Raw genomic sequence first — 19654 nt, 5'->3', positions numbered from 1 at the left:
GATAACCGATGGGCGGGGAAATTTCGTGTTGTTAGGCAATAAAAGTATCGATAGTAGACATCGAATTGGTACCCTAACTAACAGTCAGGGTATACAGAAACCTTAAGGAGTGGAGCGGTGCCGAATACGCAACCGGCTCAGCAGCCGGTGAACCCCAGCGGTGGAGGTCTTGAACGAGTCTACGCTTTACTTCCCGCGCAGCGCCCGGCACCGCTGATCCCCGTGTACCTTGCTGCAGCACTCATTGCCTGCCAGGTGGTGATGTGGCAGGTGCTGGCCTGCAATATTCTTTTCACAGTGCAGTACCCCATTAATGCCCTCTCCGAGAGTCAGGCGAAGGCTATGGAGCAGATCCAGCAGTATTACCCGGCACTGGTGACCGGGCTGGGCATTATGTTTATCACGGGCATGCACATGTTTCTTCTGCTGAAGTACCTGCAGGGTCACCGCTGGGCTGCCCTGGTGCTTACGGTGCTTGAGCTGCTCGGTATGCTGTGTGCCCTGTCGATGGTGCTCATCGTGGGTGTGCTCATGTCTCAGCTTAACGGTGCCTCGTCTGAGCAGGTGGATTATTTGCTGGGGTCTTCGTCCCCGCTGTACCTGCCCGTGTACGCCGGGATGCCGTACCTGGTGATGAGCGTTATCGCGCTTGCGCTGCTGTGGAGCAGGGCCAGCCGCGCTTACACCGATGCCCGTAGTGCCTGGCGGCTGCGTCACCGGCTGCGTGAGCTGGAGGAACAGTGCGACCTTCTGATGCAAGCGCAGGCTGCTCAAGCTGAGATAGCTAAAGATACGTAAAGATTTAAAACTATTTCAAACAATAACTTTAATATTCATGTGTTTAGAATCTCTCTGGTGGTAAAGTAAAGAAGAACGTACCGCCCGTTGTGACTTTGTGCGGTATGCCCAACCAAGGAGAAAATACATGAGCGATCAGTACGGGAACTTCCAGGGGGTGCCGCAGACCCCGGCACCCGCACCCTACCACAAACCACCGCACGGCAGACTGGATCAAGGCTACCCTGCAGCTGCGCAGAAGCCGCGTCCGGGTATCACTGTTATGCTGGCTCTTGCGGCCATACTGATCTTGGTCGCGCTGCGAATTGTGGACTTCTTCCTTGCTGCGTCTATAGATTCTCTTGATGCATCAAGCTGGCGCTCTCTTCTATTCACAATTTTTTACATAGCATGCGGTTGCCAGGTGTATCTGGGGAGGCGTTCGGGCTCTATTGTCCAGACGATATTATCGGCGCTTGCAATCGCCGTGAATTTAGCCTACCTGCCTGATGCGATAAAGGCTAAAGAAGCGATAGACATGCTCGCTCCCAAGTATTCCGGTACGGTAAATATGGTTATTCTGCTGACGATTGTTTCTACGGTGTTCAGTGTTATTGCCATTGTTTTGCTGTGGCTTCCGGGTACCCTTCAGTACTATAAAGAGACTGCTTTGTACCGCCAGGCCCAAGCTGGGCAAGCAGCCCCGCAGTTTCCTGTGCAGCCGCAGCAGCCAATGCCTCCGCAGCAAGGATACAACCAGCAGTACGGGCAGCAGCACCCGAACCAGCCGCCTCAGTATCCTCAGCAATAATCTCACCATATAGGTGTGTAATATGCTCACACGTGGGCGCCGCCCTCATGCACAGGGTGCCCACGTGCGGGGCTATGGCGGTGTGCACAAGCATAGGGTGATATACAGGGGTGCAGCTGACATAATGAGAAGAGAATCCCCTGTTACCGTTGTGCACGAGTGAAAAGGAAAACTTTTGGAACAGCACCCTCCCCAGCCATCGGAATATCAACAGTACGCGCCGCAGAATGTTTACGGGTACCAACAAGTGGTGACCGAAAAACCGGAGCGCAATAAGACCGTTAATATTGGGCTGATGCTCCTGTACATCTACATAGGGATAACAGTTCTAAGCACCGCTCTTGAGGTAGTTATCTCGTTCGCCACCAACAGGTATGAGCATCTGGCTGAGCTTCAGAACTATGACAGTTATAGCAGCGGCGTCACCATTGATACTGGCACCTATACAGCTATGGTAATTACTATAACCATCATTATGCTGGTCGTTAAGGTCAGCCTGATGGTTCTGTTCACTCTCATGTACCGTGCGGGGCGCACATGGGCGCGCATATTGAGCGCTGTCCTTGCGATTCTTGCCGCATTGCAAAGCTTGTGGGGGTTAATCTCTATCCCATTTCTTGCCGCCATTGACCCCGGCATTGTGCCGGACTACTTGCATTCTGCGGTGGTGGCGGCTAAGGACACTGCTATTTTCACTTTTGCTCTCAATGCTGTGGGCGGTGCCAACGCAGTCGCAATCGCCATTTTCCTGCTGAAGAAAGAAGCCTCTGACTACACCGCACAGTACGCAGCGTGGCGCACCTACCGCAGGAGCGCCACCGAGCACGCTATCTACGGGTCGCAGCAGATGCGGTACTAGGTAAGGCCGAGTCTTCTGCCGGTAACCGGCAGAAGGAGCTTCGCAGCTTTTTCGGTGCTTGAGAGAAGCACCGCAGATGCTGGCTGCGCACATCTTGGCGGCAGGCAGGTACCTGCCTGGCCCAAGAGGCAGGGTTTGGTACGGTGGTAGGGAGAGAACCTGTCGCACGTTCATAAGGAGAGAGTCATGAGCCACGACTTTCCCAACCCGCAGAATCCTCACCCCCAGGCTCAGCACCACGGGGACGCAGCGCCCCACGGTGTTGCCGATTTAAGCGCCCTAGGCCCGCACGGGACACCGGAACATTACGAGACGCATCAGGTTTATGAGCACCTGCCTACTGAGCCTTCGCGGCCTTCCGCCCAGGTGCGGCTCGGTATAAAACTCATTTATGCGCATGCCGTGCTCATAGTGGTGCACGGTGTGGCGAGTTTCTACCGTGACACGATCCCCACCAGCACTACAGTGTACGCCCAGCACGGCGCCGCAGCCATGGACGTCACGATTGGGAAGATTGCCGTTTTGTACGCGGTCATCACCCTCGTGCTGGTGGCCACCAATATTCTGGTGGGAGTGTTCTACTCGCGGGGGTACACGTGGGCGCGTATTACTGCGGCGGTGCTGGCCATACTTGGTGCCATGAATAACCTCCTCCTTGGCCTGCTGACCCTCATTGGCGTGTTCGAGCTTTTTGCGGCGCTTTCGCGGGCGTCAGATTCGGCAGACCCCGGGTACATTGAAGCGTACCGTTACGCCACCATTTTTGTGGTGGCTTCGGCGGTACTGTACCTGGTGGGGCTGCTGCTGTGCATCATTATTGCCGTGTACATGTTCAAGCCGCAGGCGGCGGCATTTACCACGAACTGGGGCATGTGGCGTGCCTACCAGAAGAACCCCAGCATGTACGTTCAAATACCGCCAGCGCACTTCTAATACCTGGCGGGGCGGCAGCTAGGTGGGGTGTCTTCGACCCTGCTCTCACGGTGGCTGCGGTATCTGGTTTATGCATATGGGGCGTTATTTCCCCTTAGCGGGGCGGTATTTTTGGTAGGGTGGAGACGACAGTCACTACATTTACCCCGTGAAGGAATACACCATGAGCCAGTACCCGCCGCCTTCCGGTCAGCCTCAACAGCAGCTGCCGAGTTATGCTCAGCCCCCCGGGTCTTCCGGGTATTATGGGGCACCGATCGGGCAGCAGCAGTTTCACATGCCTGTGCCGGATGAACCGCCGCAGAGCAATAAGAAGGTGAACTTCGGTGTGCGCCTTATCTATATCTATGTCGGGTGTCTGGTAGTGGGCCTGATCGTGGATTTTCTGCCCGGCTACCAAAACGATGGTGACCGGGTGGGGGAAGTAATATCACGCGGGGCGCCGCTCGTCGTTAATATGCTGATAACTGCGGTGTCGATTACAGTGGCGATTGTGGTCGCCATGTTCTACAAGAAAGGGTATACGGCGGCGCGGATCACAGCCGGAGTGCTCGCTATTGTGCAGGGGCTTTTCCTGCTTATGCAGGTAGCATTGGCTACAGTGGCGATTCTTGTGGCGTGGACGCTCATCTCTGACGCAGATAAAGACAATGTATTTAGGGTAGCATCCGAGAACCCCCTGGCTGTTGCTGCCTTCATAGCAGCAGCACTGCTGATGCTGATAAAACTGGTGCTGTGCATCATGCTTACCTGCAGCGTGTTCAAATCTGAGCCCAGCAAATTCACTGCCGACTGGGGCGCATGGCGTAACTACCAGAACAGTGTGGCGCTCACCCAGCAGGTTCAGGCATACGCTCCGCAGCAGCCCACCGCACCCGGGTTTTCTGCCCCTGCTGCGGCAGCGCCTAACCACTATGAGGCGTACAGCCAGCAGAACAGCCGTCATGAGAGTGACAAGAACGAGGGCCCTAAGCTCAACTAGTGCTTGTACGCCTGCGGGTTATCGCAGGTGAGGTGTACCGCCTCCACACCCGCAACCGCTGAGTGGCTGGAAAAGGCATCAAAAAGGTGGCCTATATCGCCGGTGAGCACCCACTGACGGCCCAGATGACCGCACAGTTGAAGAAGCCCATACACGTGGTGCTCCCAGCTGTGTATGGGCTGCTGAATCTCAAAAATATTCTTATCCCGCGCGGTGACAGTCAGGTTCAGCTCCGTGAGCTCTCGCCGTACCCTATTCAGCACGCGTTCGGCGGCAGCATCGGATGTGGCCGCTAGAAAGAACGTCAGCCGGGTAGTCGCTATCATCGGTGGCCTTACAACTGCGCGCGGCCCCCCACTGAGGAAATAACGAGAAAGTAATTCCCAATAGGGGCCGCCGCAAGTACAGCAGCAGCGAAAACTACTCGCTCAGAGCCTTCTGCTCCTTCTTACGGCCACGTATGTACTCAATAGCCACCGGAACCACCGAGACCAGCACAATAATCACGGCCAGAAGCTCAATGTTCTTGTGCACAAACTCGATACCGCCCAGCAGCACCCCGGCGGTCCCAATCAAGCCGATCCACAGCACCGCACCCAGAATATTCCACAGATTAAACTTACGGTGCGGGTACGAAGAAATACCGGCCGCCAGCGACACGAACGTGCGCACAATCGGCACGAAACGCCCCAACACCAGCGCCACCCCGCCGCGCTTAGCGAAAAACTCCTCAGCCGCGTGCAGGTTCTTAGTGCTCAAAAACTTCGCGTCATCCTTGAACAGGTTACGTCCGTAACGGGCGCCCAACTGGTACCCCACCTCGCCGCCAGCGACGGCGGCAACAATCAGCACCGGGAACGCCAGCCACAGCGAAAGCCCCATACGGTCATGCAGCATGCCGAGAGCAAAAATAAGCGAATCACCCGGCAAAACCGGGAACAGCACGCCGGACTCAATAAACACGATGATCGCCGAGACCACCAGCACCCACGGGCCGGTGCTAATAAGAATATCCTCAAGATTAAAACCGAGAAGCGCCACGGGCATATGCGCAACCAGCGCAGAGGCGAGAAGAGACATCACAATCCTGAAACGTAAATAGGTCTATAAAAGTCAGTGTGCGCGGTGCGCAATAGCAACAGCCTAACCCCCGCACCTGAGGCACGGGTAACGGCACACTATGCGGAAGCTGTGTAACACTGTGCCCAATTCTACCTGTAGCGAGCAGGAAAACACATAACCGGTGTCCTGCCGCCGCCGTGATACGCACCGCCTCAGACGCAGCCAACCGGCTGACCCCGAAGAGCAAAAACCGGTGGTGCTGGAAGCAGAACCCCGCACCAGCACCAGCCCATCAGCAAGATGCTGCCCTGCGCCCAGCAGACAGTAGCTGGCACCAATACCACTACAATAGAAGCCTTTTCTGACATGATGGAAAGACAACCGTGAACCCGCACCCCAAGAAGGCACCGTGAACAGTAACCACCTTGCGAGCCCACAGGCGCAGCCTCTGCCCACGCGCGCCCGCACCCTACTAGCTGCGCTCACCAACAACCCACACGCCGCCTTCCATACCGGGCAGTACCAGGCGATCGAAGCGCTCGTGGCACACCGCCGCCGCGTGCTCGTCGTCCAACGCACCGGGTGGGGAAAATCCGCCGTCTACTTCATCGCCGCCCTGCTGCTGCGCGAACAAGGGGCCGGGCCAGCACTCATTATCTCCCCGCTGCTCGCCCTCATGCGCGACCAAGTAGCCGCCGCAGAACGCGCCGGGGTGCGCGCCGCCATGCTTAACTCCTCCAATGTGACCGACTGGGACGACATCCGCACCCGCCTAGAATCCGACCAGATCGATGTGCTCCTCATCAGCCCCGAAAGGCTCAACAACCCCGCCTTCCGCGACGAATGGCTGCCGCAGCTCGCCCCCCGCCTCGGGCTGCTCGTAGTGGACGAGGCGCACTGCATCTCAGACTGGGGACACGACTTCCGCCCCGACTACCGGCGCATCGGTCGGCTCATTGACGACCTGCCGCCGCGCATACCCGTGCTCGCCACCACCGCAACCGCCAATGAGCGCGTGGGCGCAGACATTGCAGAGCAGCTTGCCGCGCATCCGCCAACCGGCCGCACCCCAGACCCAGACAGCGCCGAACCGCAAAAAGTACTCACCCTACGCGGCCCCCTCACCCGCGACTCCCTCCGGCTGGGGGTGCTGCACCTGAAGGAGCCCGCAGAACGCATCGGCTGGCTCATCGCGCACCTGAACACCCTACCCGGCTCCGGCATTATCTACACCCTCACCGTATCGGCGGCGCAAGACACCGCTCGAGCACTGGCTAACGCTGGGTACCGGGTTTTGCCCTACACCGGCGGTCTGGACGCTGAAGAACGCATTACCGCCGAAGAAGCACTCAAAAACAACCAGGTAAAAGCCCTCGTGGCGACCAGCGCCCTCGGCATGGGGTTCGACAAACCCGACCTGGGGTTCGTGGTGCACCTGGGGGCGCCCTCCTCCGCGGTCAGCTACTACCAACAGGTAGGGCGCGCCGGCCGCGGGGCCATTAACGCCGACGTGCTGCTGCTGCCCGGCCCCGAAGACACCGCCATCTGGGAATACTTCGCCACCGCCTCAATGCCGGACGAAACCAACGCCCACGCCGTGCTCACCGCCCTCGCTGAAGAACCTGAGGGGCTCTCAATCCCCGCCCTGGAATCCCGCGTGCAGCTGCGCCGCACCACCCTGGAGCTGCTGCTTAAAGTGCTCAGTGTTGAAGGGGCCGTACACAAAAATAAGTCCCGGTGGGTCAGCACCGGTACGCCCTGGACGTACGATGCGGCCCGCTACGAGGCGGTGGCACGCGCCCGAGTGGCCGAGCAGAAAGCCATGCTCGCCTACGAAAACACCACCACCTGCCGTATGGTGTTTCTCGCCCGTGAGCTTGACGATAACACCGCAGAACCCTGCGGCACCTGCGATACCTGCACCGAACCCTGGTACCCGCGCACCGTCCCGCAGGAGGCGCTCACCGCCGCCACCGGCTCCCTCACCGCAGCAGGGGTGGAGATCACCCCGCGTAAACAGTGGGCTTCTGGGTTGGACAAGCTGGTGGGGGACGCCGCGCCCGCCGGAACCCGCATCCCCGCCGATGAGCAGGCAAACACAGGGTATGCGCTGGCCCGCCTGAGCGATCTGGGGTACGGGGCGCAGCTGCGTGAACTGTTCACAACCGACGCCCAGGGCACCCCGCACGATGCCCCCACACCCGCGCCCCTCGGTAAGGCGTGCGTGAATGTGCTCGCCGCCTGGGACTGGGGCGACACGGGCCGCCCCGCCGCTGTGCTGACCGTGCCCTCACCGGTGCGCCCGCGGCTTGCGCGTTCACTGGGGGAAGGACTGGCAGGTGTGGGGAAACTAGCCTACCTGGGAGAGGCCGTGCTCACCGATGCTCCACGGTTTTTCGGCGGCAATAGTGCGTTTCGGTGCGCGGATGCCCTGCGCTGTTATACGCTGCCAGACCGGGTGCGTGACTACCTGCATGAGCATCAGGTGCCGGTGCTGCTGGTGAGCGAGCTGGTGGATTCGCGCTGGACCTTCACCGTGCTTGCCCGCGAACTGCGGCGTGCGGGCGCGAGCGCGGTGTACCCGTTTGCGCTCGCCTACAACGGGTAAGGCCTATCGGATAGGGGAGTATGAGCTGTTATGGATGATGAAGAGTACACGGTAGATGCTGGTGATTCCGCTGTTCTTGGCGATGCCCCGGCGCTGCCGGAGCATCAGCGGTGGATGCGCCTGGCCCTGGACGAGGCCCGCGCCGCAGCCGGTGAGGGTGAGGTTCCTATTGGGGCGGTAGTTATTGACCCTGCCGGGCGTGTTATTGGTGCGGGGCATAATATGCGTGAGCGGCACCATGACCCCAGCGCGCATGCTGAGGTGCTTGCTATTCGTGCCGCCGCCCAGCAGCTGGGCACGTGGCGGCTGCAGGGGTGCACCCTGGTGGTGACTGTGGAGCCGTGCCTCATGTGTGCTGGGGCGGTGCTCATGGCGCGTATCCCCACTGTGGTTTTCGGGGCCTGGGAGACGAAGACGGGTGCGGTTGGGAGCCGGTATGATGTGCTGCGTGATGCTCGATGTGCGCCGCCGGTGCGGGTGTATGCGGGGGTGCTGCGGCAGGATTGTGCGCGTGTCATGAGTGGTTTCTTTGCCCGTAAACGTGACTAGTGCGCGGGGCGGCTGGGGGAGCGGGCCTCACGGTGGGGCTGCTGCGGTTCGTGTGAGGGCTCTGAAGCAGTTAGCCCCCACGGTAGCAGTCTAATAGTATAGAGGTAATAGTACTCACAGGAGGGGAGGGCTTAGCGTTGCAGCGTCCCGTTGCCGAGGCCGCGACTCGTCGCCCCGGCCGCACCAGCAAAACCCAGCTGAAGCTTTTTAACGCGGCCATGGAAATCATGGGACAGCGGGGGCCAGAGTTCGCGACCGTTGAAGAGGTTGCGCAGCTTGCCGGCGTTTCGAAGGGCACCGTCTACTACAATTTCGGGTCGAAGAAAACGATGATCGACCAGCTTTTGCAGTACGGAACCGACCTGCTACTACGCCAGATGGAGGCCGCCGCTCAGATGCATAGCGACCCCCGTGAGGCGCTGAGGGCCAGCATCTACACGGCACTGAAATACCTTGAGGACCGCCCGGGGTACGCCCGGCTGTGGATAGCTGAGGTGTGGAAGAGCATGAACGACTGGTCGGAGAGCATGGTTGATAGCCGTCAGAGCCTGCTGGACTTTATTGAGGCCAGGGTGGCTGCCCTGAGCAAACGGTACATGATTGACAGGGCCCACGATGTGCGTTCCACCTCGGTCGCTATTTTTGGTGCCGCCTATATGCTGTCAATGGACCGGGTGATTCACAGTTCGCCCCGCACCGCTGAAGACGCCACGCGCGCGGTCATGCAGGTGGTGGACGGGTACATCCGTAGGTAGCTAGAGAGCCGCCCACTTGCAGGCCGCAGCACGGACGAAAAACAGACCGCTATAGTGCGGCCAGCCCCATAGGCCCTGGCAGCTGTGGAGGTCTGAGGGGGTTTTGCGATGCCCCAGACGGTGCGTTAGAATAGCTTAAAGCTGGTGGTGTGTCCGAGCGGCCGAAGGTGCATCACTCGAAATGATGTTTGGTGTAAAAGCCAACGGGGGTTCAAATCCCTCCACCACCGCTTCTGAACCCGCCGGGTGTCTCGCACTTATGCGAACCCCCGGCGGGTTTCTTGTGCAGAGTGTCCTCCCGGGAAGTCTGGGTGGGCACGGTGTCTCTACACCTGCCTTTGTGATGAGGTGCATTAAGCGTCTTGAGTACACCACATCCCTGGATCTTCTGATTACTTAAAGTTATATTTCGATCATTCTCTCCCATATCGTATTATCCATCATTCTATTGTGCGGATGATGAATAGTATGACGGCATCATACAGTAAACAAATACATCGTTGATTTGACACACAGGAGACGGTAAATAGGTGAGGATTTAGCAGACGAATGTCACTTCAGGTGTTTACTCTCTCGTATGAGCAGAACGAGGAGTATTCCCGGGTAGGCGGGTATCCTTACTTTATTCTTCAGAATGATCTGTGCTAGTTTGCAGCGGGCGCGGGTTCATTTGGCTCGTTGCCTCGCCAGCCTCGGAACGTTATTTATTGCTGTGCGCAGGAATAACGTCCCTCAGCGGCTGAAAACCATCGTTTCTGCTTCGCGCGGGTGATTAGCGGTGCTTAGCCAGATACTCCAGTTTCATGGTGTTAACGGTATTTTCAACGGCTTGATAAGAAGCATTCTTTTTGCCTACGTTTTGAGGATCCCAATCCACTAATTCCATAATGTTTTTGAGACTTCCAACAATGCGAGCTAGGTTCTCTTTGTTGCCGTAGAACTCAATCGGGTTTACCGCCCAGCTGAGGGTTCCATCTGCTGCGCGGTCAATGATTGCACGCATGCTGTACATGATGGGCATCATATAGGCGCGAGGGGGAACTTCATGTTCAATAGGTTGTTCGGCAAAAAGAGTGTACTTATTTTTATTTTTGCTGGATTCGGTTTTTACCGCGTCAATACCAGCAAAACGTCCCCTATTGCTGTTGTACGCATCCTTGTACCCTTGGTAGACCAGGTCATAAACCTTGGTGACATCTTCGACCATATCAAGGGCCGATTGAATAGGCATACTCTTTAATTCCCAGGTGGTCATGTCATCTGACTTCTGAGAAATACTATCTGCTGAAATAAGATCCTGGTACCGTTTGATGCATTCACTAACGCTACTATAGGCTTGGGAACCGGGTATCGGGGTAATATTTTTGGATTTACCTTCGCTGTCTACTACCTTGCTGAAATCAACCTTTCCTAACGGAACCCATACGAGTGATAGGAAATTACCTACCGGGATACGCCCGGAGCCATTGGTTTTCCAGATTATTGCCTCACGAATATAGTTTGGTAAGGACTCTTTCAGAGAGTCGAATATCCCATCCTGATTTGCAATAGTTTCATTTTTGAGCTGCACATTATTGTTGCGTGCTGCACAAATGAGCAGGATGCTAGAGAGAAAACTATCAATGCTTTCTTCATCACTATGGTTGGGAACAAGGATTTCTACAGGAACCATCGCGTCATGGGATCGACTTGCTTTGGTTTTGAGCTTTTTAAGATTGAGAATATTCTTCTCCCATAATTTTTTCATCTCCTTCCAAGTGCGAGCTTTGCCGAGAGCCTTGTGGGGAACTCCTGCCTCAGCCAGCAGGTACAGCCCGATAGCAAGCGTGTTATGGCCGCCGTCAAGAATTCCCTCAAGTTTGCGGTCTTTAAAGTTCAGCTCGTAGCTGCCGCGTCCTAACTCTTGAAAGGCGGAGGCACCTAAGAGAATTCCTTTTGATTTGAAAGGATATAGCTCGGGGGTTTTCTGGATAGTTTCGATAATCTCTGCTGTAACTGAGGAACGTTTTGCACTGCGTGGATTCGCGTCTAGATCGAGCTCGGTAATGAGATCTATCATCCCGCGGACTTTGATAAAGCCCGAGATGCGACGAATATTGTCTAGTGAACGGGTTTCAGGATACTCAACTTTGAGCGTTATTGAATTGTACATTCTGAGGACTTCCTAATGGTCTAGTGAGTGGAATAAATGCTCTCAAGATCAAGGTGAGAAAATTTTAGTTTCGACATTGATCACTTTATATTAGATCAGGTTTGACTATAGGGATACAAATAGACTATCTAGAAGAGAAGAGCTGCCCCGTCATGATCCGGCACAAACGACATAATGCTACGCGCACTTGGCGTATCCGGAGAACGTGGCACAGTATAGGGTTGAGTACCTCTGTTTCCCCTTGGCGTGTACACCAGTCTTACCAAGCCAACCAGAAGTCATTCATGGCTAAACATGCTTTCAGATCCCACACCAAAACATGTTCCCCTGCGCAACCGAGAATACCCGCCAGTGCGAGGTTAAGGGTCTGGGTGCACCTCTAAGGAATAATCCTTATATGGAGGATACCCTAAAATTGAATTATCAGTTTGAGCTGTGAGTGCTCGTGAAGGTATTGATATTACTGTAGCTGCGAGTGGAATGGTTGAACCTGGTAGTAATGGCATATCTGCGTCTGCCTCACCTGAAGATCTTCTCTCACAGACGACCTGCTGAACGCAGCTGAACTGTTAAAGGCCCAGTTTGGTAAATTGATACGAGTGGCTTAGGCGATGATGTGAAGTATGTTCCAGATAAACCTGGATATCGGATAATTCAAGCCTCTAAAAGAATGACTTTAGAAAGATATAATCATGCCTTTGAGCCTATAAGACGTAAGCCCACAAAAACGGATTCAATAATGCTCAGTGATTATGATAAAAAATTATTATCAGAAATAATAAAAAATCAGGAAACATCTCTATTGGAGATTAAGGAGTATCTAATTAATCTGCAAAATGAGAATGTGTCCCAAGATGAATTATATTCATTGCTAGAAGAACTTCGTTCCGATGCAAAAACAGAAAGCGAAGAAGACCGCATTTTAGAAATAATGGATTTAGTATGCGGATGGTGTTCATGGGATTTACAAATTTATCCGCAAAAATGATTGAGTTAAAAATTTGGAGGCTCTGGTTCGCAAAAATAACCCAGGAATACCTGGCGTATGTTCAAACTGGCATATTAATATACAATAGTTCTGGACTCAGATGCTATAAAATATTGACCACACATATACCTGGAGGCTTCTATGGATTTATCTCAAATAGTTAAACACTATAGAAACTGTTTGTCCGTATTGCCTGATGCTCCTTTATATGGAAATATTCCTCAAGGGGCTGATAAAGTGAGTGGGAAACTAGACTCTTTTTTGACGTTGGAACATAAACAGTTTTTATTATTGTGCAACGGAGGGTCTTTTGGGGATATAGAGTTGTGGGGCGCGGAAGAAATATTGGATAAACAATACAGGGCGCCAAAAAATTTGCAAGATTCTATGTATGAAGCGGGACAAGTTTTATATGAGCCAATTTTTTTAAATAGAATCAATAACCAGGTAACATTTAATGTTGATGGCGAAAAAATTGTCCCTTTCTCTTCGTTCATCGAGGAATACGTGTTTGGGGAAAAATATAAATATATATTTGATGATGCTGATATAGATGATATGTGGTACTTCTTCCTGCACGACAACCCTATTTAGAATCTAATCGATCAAGCCATAGTCCTCATCCCAAAAAGGCAGTGCGTGCGGAACACACGCACATGGTTTCCCGCTTTTCAGGCGGCTTCCTCACCCTATGGGGCCTCTGAAACCGAAACAAAAGACGATTTTCAGACATGCTGAATAGGCGAGCAGTAAGGCAAGGAGCGAGACACCGTGTCATAAACCGACACAAACGACATAATGCTACGCGCACTTGGCACGCCCCTGCCTGGTGGCACAGTATAGGGTTGAGTACCTCTGTTCCTCGACCTTGGCGCATCCTTCGGCTGCGCTAAGCCAACCAGGAGTCATGCATGGCTGAACATACTTTCGGATTCCGCACCCGCGCACTGCACGCGGGCGGCACCCCGGATGCTGAACACGGCGCCCGCGCGGTCCCTATCTACCAGACCACCTCGTTCGTTTTTAAAGACACCGACGATGCCGCCAACCTCTTCTCACTGCAGAAGTACGGCAACGTCTACTCGCGCCTATCGAACCCGACCGTTGCCGCGCTGGAGGAGCGCATCGCATCCCTAGAGGGCGGTATTGGGGCGGTGGCGACCGCATCCGGCATGGCCGCCGAGTTCATCACCTTCGCCGCGCTCTGCCAGGCAGGCGACCATATTGTGGCATCCTCCCAGCTGTACGGCGGAACAGTCACCCAGCTGGATGTCTCCCTGCGCCGGTTCGGCATCGAAACCACCTTCGTGGAAGGCACCGACCCCGCGGATTACAAGGCGGCGCTGACCGAGAACACCAAGGCAATCTACACGGAGGTTGTCGCCAACCCCTCCGGCGAGATCGCAGACCTTGAAGGGCTCGCCGCTGTAGCCCATGAGGCGGGAGTCCCCCTCGTCGTGGATGCCACTATCTCAACCCCGTACCTGATTCGCCCGCTGGAACACGGGGCCGACATTGTGATTCATTCCGCCACCAAATTCCTGGGCGGGCACGGAACCACCCTCGGCGGCGTGGTTGTTGAGAGCGGACGGTTCAATTGGGCGAACGGCAACTTCCCGCTCATGACCGAGCCGGTGCCTTCGTACAATAACGTCTCGTGGTGGGGGAACTTCGGCGAATACGGGTTCCTCACAAAACTGCGCTCCGAGCAGCTGCGCGACTTCGGCCCCGCACTCTCACCGCAGTCAGCATTCAACCTGCTTCAGGGCGTCGAAACCCTGCCGCAGCGCATGGATGCGCACCTGGCCAACGCGAAAAAGGTCGTGGACTGGCTGGTTGAGGATGCGCGCATCGCCTACGTGAACTACGCAGGCTTGCCGGGGCACGCGCACCACGAACGCGCGAAAAAACTGTTGCCGCTGGGCGTTGGGTCTGTATTCTCCTTCGGGGTGAAGGGCACCGAGAAGGCGAGCGGCCGCGTGGTTGGCGGCGAGTTCATTAGCGCGCTCGTGCTGGCATCGCATCTGGCGAATATTGGCGACTCGCGCACCCTGGTGCTGCATCCGGGCTCGACCACACATCAGCAGCTTTCCAGCGAGCAGCTTGCCGCGGCGGGCGTGGGCGAAGACCTGATCCGTATTTCGGTTGGGCTTGAGGATGTTGAAGACATTATTTGGGACCTTGACCAGGCGCTCACCCACGCGACTGGCTTGAACCACGCGGGTGAACGTGTGGGAGAATCCAGTGCTGATAAGCTCGTTGCGGCGCAAGAGGCTCTCACCGCCGAAGAGGCTGACCCGCAGCAGGGTGCCGCCTGCGCGCTGCCGAAGAGCACCGCAGCTTCGGGCGCCTCAGAGTCCAAGGATGCACCCGCGAAGGAGGGCAACTAATGACTGAGAAACGTACCTGGGTAGGCCCGAGCGCCCCCGAGCGGCTGAACATTCTGCGCAATACCCGCACGATCGCGATTGTGGGGATGAGCGATAAGATTTCGCGCGCCTCAAACTTTGTGGCAACTTACCTGCTGTCTTCGTCGCCGTATACGGTGTATTTTGTGAACCCGATTCTTGCGGCGAAAGGCAAGACCGTGCTGGGGCAGCCGGTGTACGCCTCGCTTCAGGACCTACCTGAGGTGCCCGATCTCGTCGAGATTTTCCGCCGCAATGAAGACCTCCCGGGTGTGGTTCAGGAGGCGGTTGATCTGGGCGCAAAGACCGTGTGGATGCAGCTGGGCTCGTGGAATGAGGAAGCTGCCGCTATCGGTGAGGCAGCTGGGCTGAACGTGGTCATGGACCGATGCGTGAAGATCGAGCACGCACGCTTCCATGGCGGCCTGCACCTTGCGGGCTTCAATACCGGCGTGATTTCCTCGAAACGACAGGTCACGGTGTAACTCGGCGACTGTCACAGGCCTAATCTTCAAAGCGGCGGCTGTTTGGGAGTAATAAGCTTCCAAATGGCCGCCGCTCTCGTGTGATAAGGTGCGCATCTTCCTACCCTACAGAAATGGGGGGGTATGATCCGCATCTGGGGTGCTTGGCTGGTTATCATCACAACGTCTTCACAGCATCATTACAAAAAATTGTGAAGATACTGGGGTAACCAAACAGTCGCAAAAACCTTGAAATATCAGGGGTTTTTCTCTATGAGACGCAACGACAACAAGCGTCATAACAACATCTTCACAAAAAAGTTGTGATGATATTGGGAAGATATTGTGATGATGCTGTCCCTCTGCCAGCGGAAGAAGGCTGGACGGGTCAGGAGGGCCGAAAATAGGGCTGGTTGGGGTGTTTTAGCGCGGTCGTATCGCTGCCGCACGGAGCCTATCCTTAGAAAATGGTGGGCATATGGGGTATGCTAATACGAGTACCTTGCGGCTAAAGGATTTCGCGGCGGTCGCAGGGTACTTTTGTGACGGCGGGGCGTTTGGCACACATGAACACCCAGCCGTCTTTTAGTTTTCGGGGTTTAATATGACGGTGTGCCTCTTCCCGGTGTAAAAGGTTTACGGTTTACCGCCGGGGCGGACAGGGTCTGTGTGAACCGGTGGCTAGTCGCCGCGTTGTTCCCGTTCACGGTGCAGCTGCTCGCGGTACGCCTGAATCTGATCCTCTGTAATCACATCCAGCTGGTTTGTGAGCGGCGTGCCCGGTGCCCAGCCCTCGTTCTCAAGGTGTTCGTGGTCGCGGCGGAATACGTCCAGCAGGCGCGGGCGCTGAACCTTCAGTGTGGTAGGCATCGGCAGCCGCCAGTCGCGCCACCGCGCCACAATCCCCAATACCGTGCAGGTGAGCACAGACACGGCGACCGCCACGTTAGGGCGTTCCAGTATCTTGAAACAGATTGCGGTCTCGGCGGCACCCACGAACGCCACCGTGGCGTAGAGCGAGTTTCCGCCGAAGATAGCGGGGATGCGGTTCACCATAATGTCACGGATCACCCCGCCGCCAACCGCCGTGGTCACACCCAGCGCGATAGCTGGGAGCCAGTGCAGCCCCAGGGTAAGGGACTTGATGGTGCCGGTAGCCGCCCAGCAGCCCATACCCAGAAAGTCCACGACCACTAGGGCGCGGGTGGCCCAATTCGAGCTCAGATCCAGCACATACGCCAAAGCCGCCGAGGTAATAGCACCCACCCAGTACCAGCCGTCGGTGAGCGCTATCGGAAGCCCCGCGTTCAGCAGCACGTCACGGATCATGCCGCCGCCCATGCTACAGACAACCGCCAACAGCAAGAAGCCCACCATGTCAAACCGCAGGGCGCGCGCCACTGCTCCGCCGAGCAGGCCGTTAGCCACCACGGCTGCAATATCTACGACGCGGAACAGCGTCTCGGGCTCGATGGTGCTGAGCACGGTCTGACTCCTTTCGGGGTGAGGTACGGCGAATAATATAGGTCGCATAAGGGCGGATACGGCCCGCAGTTTTAGGCGCAACGTCTGCTATCTTACCGCGTGTGCTGCCGCTACGATACCCGCAGGTTTGTGGTGTGCCACATACACCGGAGCCGTGCGAGACAATGGAAGAAAGTAAACGCAGGTTGAAAGTGCTGAGAGGAACGCCATGGCGGTTTCACGTGAGCAGGTTTTTGAGGTTCTTCAGCGGGTGCGCCCGGTGCTAGAGCGGGGTCTGCCTGGCTGGTCGGTGCGCCCAAATATTACGGGAACCGGCGCGGTGGGGCTGTATCTTGACGGTCCCGAGCTGCCGCTGATGGGCGTGAACCTGGCGGGCGAGCCCGTGGCACGGCATCTGTGCGGGACGGTCCAGAGCGCCGACCGTGGCCTTCCCGACGGGCTGGATCAGGTGCGGTATCAGTACATTCTGGGTGTGAGCGTGACCGAGCGTGACGAGGAATATCCCGAATTAACCGACCTGCCCAAGACGGGGGAACCCAGCTGGGTTAACGCTCTGCGGGTGCTGGATCAGCAGGTTCTCGCTAAACGCAGGGATGAATTTTTCATTAGCCGCGGTGGTTATGTGCCCGGTCGTCGAGCTTTGGGGAAACGCCGGGTGGCGCTGCGGCGCGAGTTCTTCCCCGGCAAACCCTGGCTGGGTCTGGGCACGATTGACTGGTGCGCGGGTGTGCGGTCCACTCCGGTCTACGCCAGTGAGCTGGATGCGCTCGCCGCCGCCGCGGTGCGCCTCGCCTCCACCTGGGACGCGGCGCTCCGGTCGGTCTAAAATTCATCTGACAAGTGGTTTTATAGGTGGCCTACCTAATCTATGCACAATATACACAAGTTATGCGCACCACCTGCATGGGGGAGTGGGGGGGGGCTCTTAACGCTCGTGACGCCCGCAGTTTTCACCTGTGCGGGTAAAACCCCACAATACTCTTCTATCGTGCGTGATATGTACCAGGGCGTGCGTGCGGCACAGGTACTTTCTACTCTTGTGCTTATTATGGCGATTGCGCCGATTGCCGGGCCGCTTCTTGGCGGGTTTCTGGTGGTATCGGGTGGGTGGCGGCTGACTTTCTGGGCTATTGTGACCATCAGTGCCGTTATTCTGCTTTTGGTCTTTTTCCTGCCTGAGAGTCTGCCTGAGAATAAGCGTGAAAGTAGTACGGTACTTGCGGCGTTTAGAAGTTATCCGCTTCTGCTGCGCCGCCGCACTTTTATGCGGTACGTGCTGTGCGTGTGTTTCTTTTACGTGGCGATTTACGCTTTTATCACGGCATCGTCGAGTGTGTATATTACGCGGTTCGGGGTTGATCCGCGCTATTACGGTCTGCTTTTCGGCGTGAATATTATCGGGGTGATGGTGCTCAGCAGTTTCAATCGACGATTTGTGCAGCGCTATAGTCTGGATTTTCTGCTGCGTATTTCGACTGCGGTTGCCGGGGCGGCTTCTATACTCGCCGTGATAACTGTTGCTGCGGATGTGGGTGGTCTGTGGGGTGTAGCGGTTCCGGTGTTCCTGGTGTTTAGTATGAACGGCATCGTTGCCGCCTGTACGAACGCCGCCGCCCTAAATTCTGTGGAACCTGCCATCGCCGGTTCCGCTGCGGCACTCTTAGGGTCGTTCCAATATGGAAGCGGTATTATTTCCTCGCTCCTGCTCGCGGTGATTCCGGGGGAGAGGACGATTCTGATGGTCTCTATTATCTGTGCGTTCGTCCTGCTCTCGGCGGTGATGGGCTTCCCGAAAGCACCCGCAGAAAAAGCCTAAGGAACAACCTCAGAGGCAGGAAGCGGCTTAGAATTTATTGTCCTACTCGCATCTGCATCTGAACTTGCGTAGGTAAAACTCTGGGTATAGCCCGGTGCCTCAGGGATTGAGAGTAAGAGGGAGCAGCTGATTCAACTGCCCCCTATTCACTTTAAGTTAAGCTGCCGCTAGCCCCTTAACAAGTAGTTCGCGGGCAACTTCAGAGGTGCTTTGTCCTCGTTGAGATGCTAGGTCTCGGATAGTATTGTTAAGGGGTATTCGGATTTTATGGTGGAAAAGGGCTTATAAATCACCCTTCTCCAAATTCTTAATAAGTGTGGAAAAATCGACACCTAAGTTGTCTGTAATGTCGTGATCATTCACTTCATACCAATTGAAAGTATCGTATAACATAGCTTTATTGAAAGCACTTGAATTAAATCGTGGTTTACGCTTTTTATGGAGCTTCTCATTGAAAAGGATTTTGGCTCGTAAGGCATCAAACGAGTAACCTCTACCCATTCGCTCTACCTGCCTAATAATGCTGTTAATTGACTCCGTATAAGCATTAGTGAGCCTTTTATCAAAGTAGTTGAATATTTCAACATGCCAGTTGTCTACGGCTCTCACGAGGTCTTTATATGCGTCTTTAGAGTTGCTGGACATACAACGGTGTCTCCATTGACTATAACGAAGATGACCTTCATCTGGATCAGGAGTATCCCATATCCAGTAAAACTCTTCTTTGAGTTCATAGGCTTCTTTTAAAGCAGGAAGATTACCTAACCAAGTATCTAAGAGGAATGATTCACGTTCATTTAGATCGTGTTTACGCTTTAGAAGGATAAACCTTTCACGCATAAGGGTACGTCTTTCTTTTTGGCTCATATGGGCTTTCAAAGACTTTCTGACGTTATCTAAGGCTTGATTAGCCATTCTAACTACATGAAACTTATCTACGACAACTTTAGCGTGTGGAAGGATAGTGTTCACTGCGTCTTTGTAGGGCTTCCACATATCCATTGT

Annotated in this window: 19 protein-coding genes and 1 tRNA gene; 15 read left to right on the top strand and 5 right to left on the bottom strand. The window is 55.4% G+C overall.

The features are described 5' to 3' along the window. Nucleotides 1-117: 117 nt before the first annotated feature. The 5 genes from D8M41_RS07700 to D8M41_RS07680 all read left to right on the top strand — a co-directional run bounded on the left by D8M41_RS07700 (nt 118) and on the right by D8M41_RS07680 (nt 4362). Nucleotides 118-798 carry a hypothetical protein gene (locus D8M41_RS07700; protein WP_094758583.1) on the top strand — a complete coding sequence of 227 codons (681 nt, stop codon included), beginning with the start codon at nt 118-120 and terminating at the stop codon, nt 796-798. Between the two features lie 127 nt (nt 799-925). After that, nucleotides 926-1588, top strand: coding sequence for a hypothetical protein (locus D8M41_RS07695; RefSeq protein WP_126926733.1), 663 nt, complete (start codon nt 926-928; stop codon nt 1586-1588). 175 nt (nt 1589-1763) lie between these two features. Further along, complete coding sequence (locus D8M41_RS07690) at nt 1764-2447, top strand: hypothetical protein (protein WP_126926732.1); 684 nt, start codon at nt 1764-1766, stop codon at nt 2445-2447. 186 nt (nt 2448-2633) lie between these two features. Then, the gene (locus tag D8M41_RS07685; protein WP_126926731.1) at nt 2634-3380 is read left to right on the top strand and encodes a hypothetical protein; all 747 of its coding nucleotides are present in this window, start codon (nt 2634-2636) and stop codon (nt 3378-3380) included. A gap of 163 nt (nt 3381-3543) precedes the next feature. Then, nucleotides 3544-4362: a hypothetical protein gene (locus D8M41_RS07680; protein WP_126926730.1), complete on the top strand. Its 819-nt coding sequence runs from the start codon at nt 3544-3546 to the stop codon at nt 4360-4362. Here D8M41_RS07680 and D8M41_RS07675 read toward each other — a convergent pair. Together D8M41_RS07675 and D8M41_RS07670 are read right to left on the bottom strand one after the other, a co-directional pair. After that, nucleotides 4359-4688, bottom strand: a complete 330-nt coding sequence (locus tag D8M41_RS07675) for a hypothetical protein (protein ID WP_126926729.1) — start codon at nt 4686-4688, stop codon at nt 4359-4361. The genes D8M41_RS07680 and D8M41_RS07675 overlap by 4 nt on opposite strands. Nucleotides 4689-4782: 94 nt before the next feature. After that, the gene (locus D8M41_RS07670) at nt 4783-5442 is read right to left on the bottom strand and encodes a DedA family protein (RefSeq protein ID WP_126926728.1); all 660 of its coding nucleotides are present in this window, start codon (nt 5440-5442) and stop codon (nt 4783-4785) included. Nucleotides 5443-5833: 391 nt separating this feature from the next. Here D8M41_RS07670 and D8M41_RS07665 point away from each other — a divergent pair, with 391 nt between their 5' ends. The 4 genes from D8M41_RS07665 (at nt 5834) to D8M41_RS07650 (ending at nt 9566) form a co-directional block, all read left to right on the top strand. Next, on the top strand, nt 5834-8032 hold the full coding sequence (locus tag D8M41_RS07665) for a RecQ family ATP-dependent DNA helicase (RefSeq protein ID WP_126926727.1): 2199 nt from the start codon (nt 5834-5836) through the stop codon (nt 8030-8032). 30 nt (nt 8033-8062) lie between these two features. Then, nucleotides 8063-8581, top strand: a complete 519-nt coding sequence (gene tadA / locus D8M41_RS07660; protein WP_094758590.1) for a tRNA adenosine(34) deaminase TadA — start codon at nt 8063-8065, stop codon at nt 8579-8581. Between the two features lie 137 nt (nt 8582-8718). Continuing rightward, the gene (locus D8M41_RS07655) at nt 8719-9336 is read left to right on the top strand and encodes a TetR/AcrR family transcriptional regulator (protein ID WP_094758591.1); all 618 of its coding nucleotides are present in this window, start codon (nt 8719-8721) and stop codon (nt 9334-9336) included. Nucleotides 9337-9479: 143 nt separating this feature from the next. Beyond that, nucleotides 9480-9566, top strand: a tRNA-Ser gene (locus D8M41_RS07650). 542 nt (nt 9567-10108) lie between these two features. Here the strand turns inward: D8M41_RS07650 and D8M41_RS07645 are convergent. After that, entirely contained in the window at nt 10109-11488 is a 1380-nt protein-coding gene (locus D8M41_RS07645; RefSeq protein WP_094758592.1) for a hypothetical protein, read from the bottom strand. A 616-nt stretch (nt 11489-12104) separates the two neighbouring features. Between D8M41_RS07645 and D8M41_RS07640 the strand changes: the two genes are divergently transcribed. From D8M41_RS07640 to D8M41_RS07625, 4 genes are all read left to right on the top strand, one after another. Then, nucleotides 12105-12476, top strand: a complete 372-nt coding sequence (locus D8M41_RS07640) for a hypothetical protein (RefSeq protein WP_126926726.1) — start codon at nt 12105-12107, stop codon at nt 12474-12476. 141 nt (nt 12477-12617) lie between these two features. Next, nucleotides 12618-13070, top strand: a complete 453-nt coding sequence (locus tag D8M41_RS07635) for a hypothetical protein (RefSeq protein WP_126926725.1) — start codon at nt 12618-12620, stop codon at nt 13068-13070. Nucleotides 13071-13387: 317 nt separating this feature from the next. Then, nucleotides 13388-14866: an O-acetylhomoserine aminocarboxypropyltransferase/cysteine synthase family protein gene (locus tag D8M41_RS07630; RefSeq protein ID WP_126926724.1), complete on the top strand. Its 1479-nt coding sequence runs from the start codon at nt 13388-13390 to the stop codon at nt 14864-14866. Continuing rightward, nucleotides 14866-15369, top strand: a complete 504-nt coding sequence (locus D8M41_RS07625) for a CoA-binding protein (RefSeq protein WP_126926723.1) — start codon at nt 14866-14868, stop codon at nt 15367-15369. Before D8M41_RS07630 ends, D8M41_RS07625 begins: the two co-directional genes overlap by 1 nt. Before the next feature lie 660 nt (nt 15370-16029). Here D8M41_RS07625 and D8M41_RS07620 read toward each other — a convergent pair. Continuing rightward, on the bottom strand, nt 16030-16833 hold the full coding sequence (locus D8M41_RS07620; protein ID WP_006888541.1) for a trimeric intracellular cation channel family protein: 804 nt from the start codon (nt 16831-16833) through the stop codon (nt 16030-16032). A 208-nt stretch (nt 16834-17041) separates the two neighbouring features. Here D8M41_RS07620 and D8M41_RS07615 point away from each other — a divergent pair, with 208 nt between their 5' ends. Then, nucleotides 17042-17659, top strand: a complete 618-nt coding sequence (locus D8M41_RS07615; RefSeq protein WP_126926722.1) for an L-alanine-DL-glutamate epimerase — start codon at nt 17042-17044, stop codon at nt 17657-17659. 108 nt (nt 17660-17767) lie between these two features. Then, nucleotides 17768-18649 carry an MFS transporter gene (locus tag D8M41_RS07610; RefSeq protein ID WP_238693497.1) on the top strand — a complete coding sequence of 294 codons (882 nt, stop codon included), beginning with the start codon at nt 17768-17770 and terminating at the stop codon, nt 18647-18649. A 282-nt stretch (nt 18650-18931) separates the two neighbouring features. On the opposite strand, the gene D8M41_RS11975 is transcribed toward D8M41_RS07610, so the two are convergent. Beyond that, complete coding sequence (locus D8M41_RS11975) at nt 18932-19651, bottom strand: transposase (protein WP_238693496.1); 720 nt, start codon at nt 19649-19651, stop codon at nt 18932-18934. Between the last annotated feature and the right edge of the window lie 3 nt (nt 19652-19654).

This window comes from Rothia sp. HSID18069 (assembly GCF_003989155.1).
Taxonomy (GTDB): domain Bacteria; phylum Actinomycetota; class Actinomycetes; order Actinomycetales; family Micrococcaceae; genus Rothia; species Rothia aeria.
This window is presented reverse-complemented; position numbering and strand designations above follow the sequence as displayed.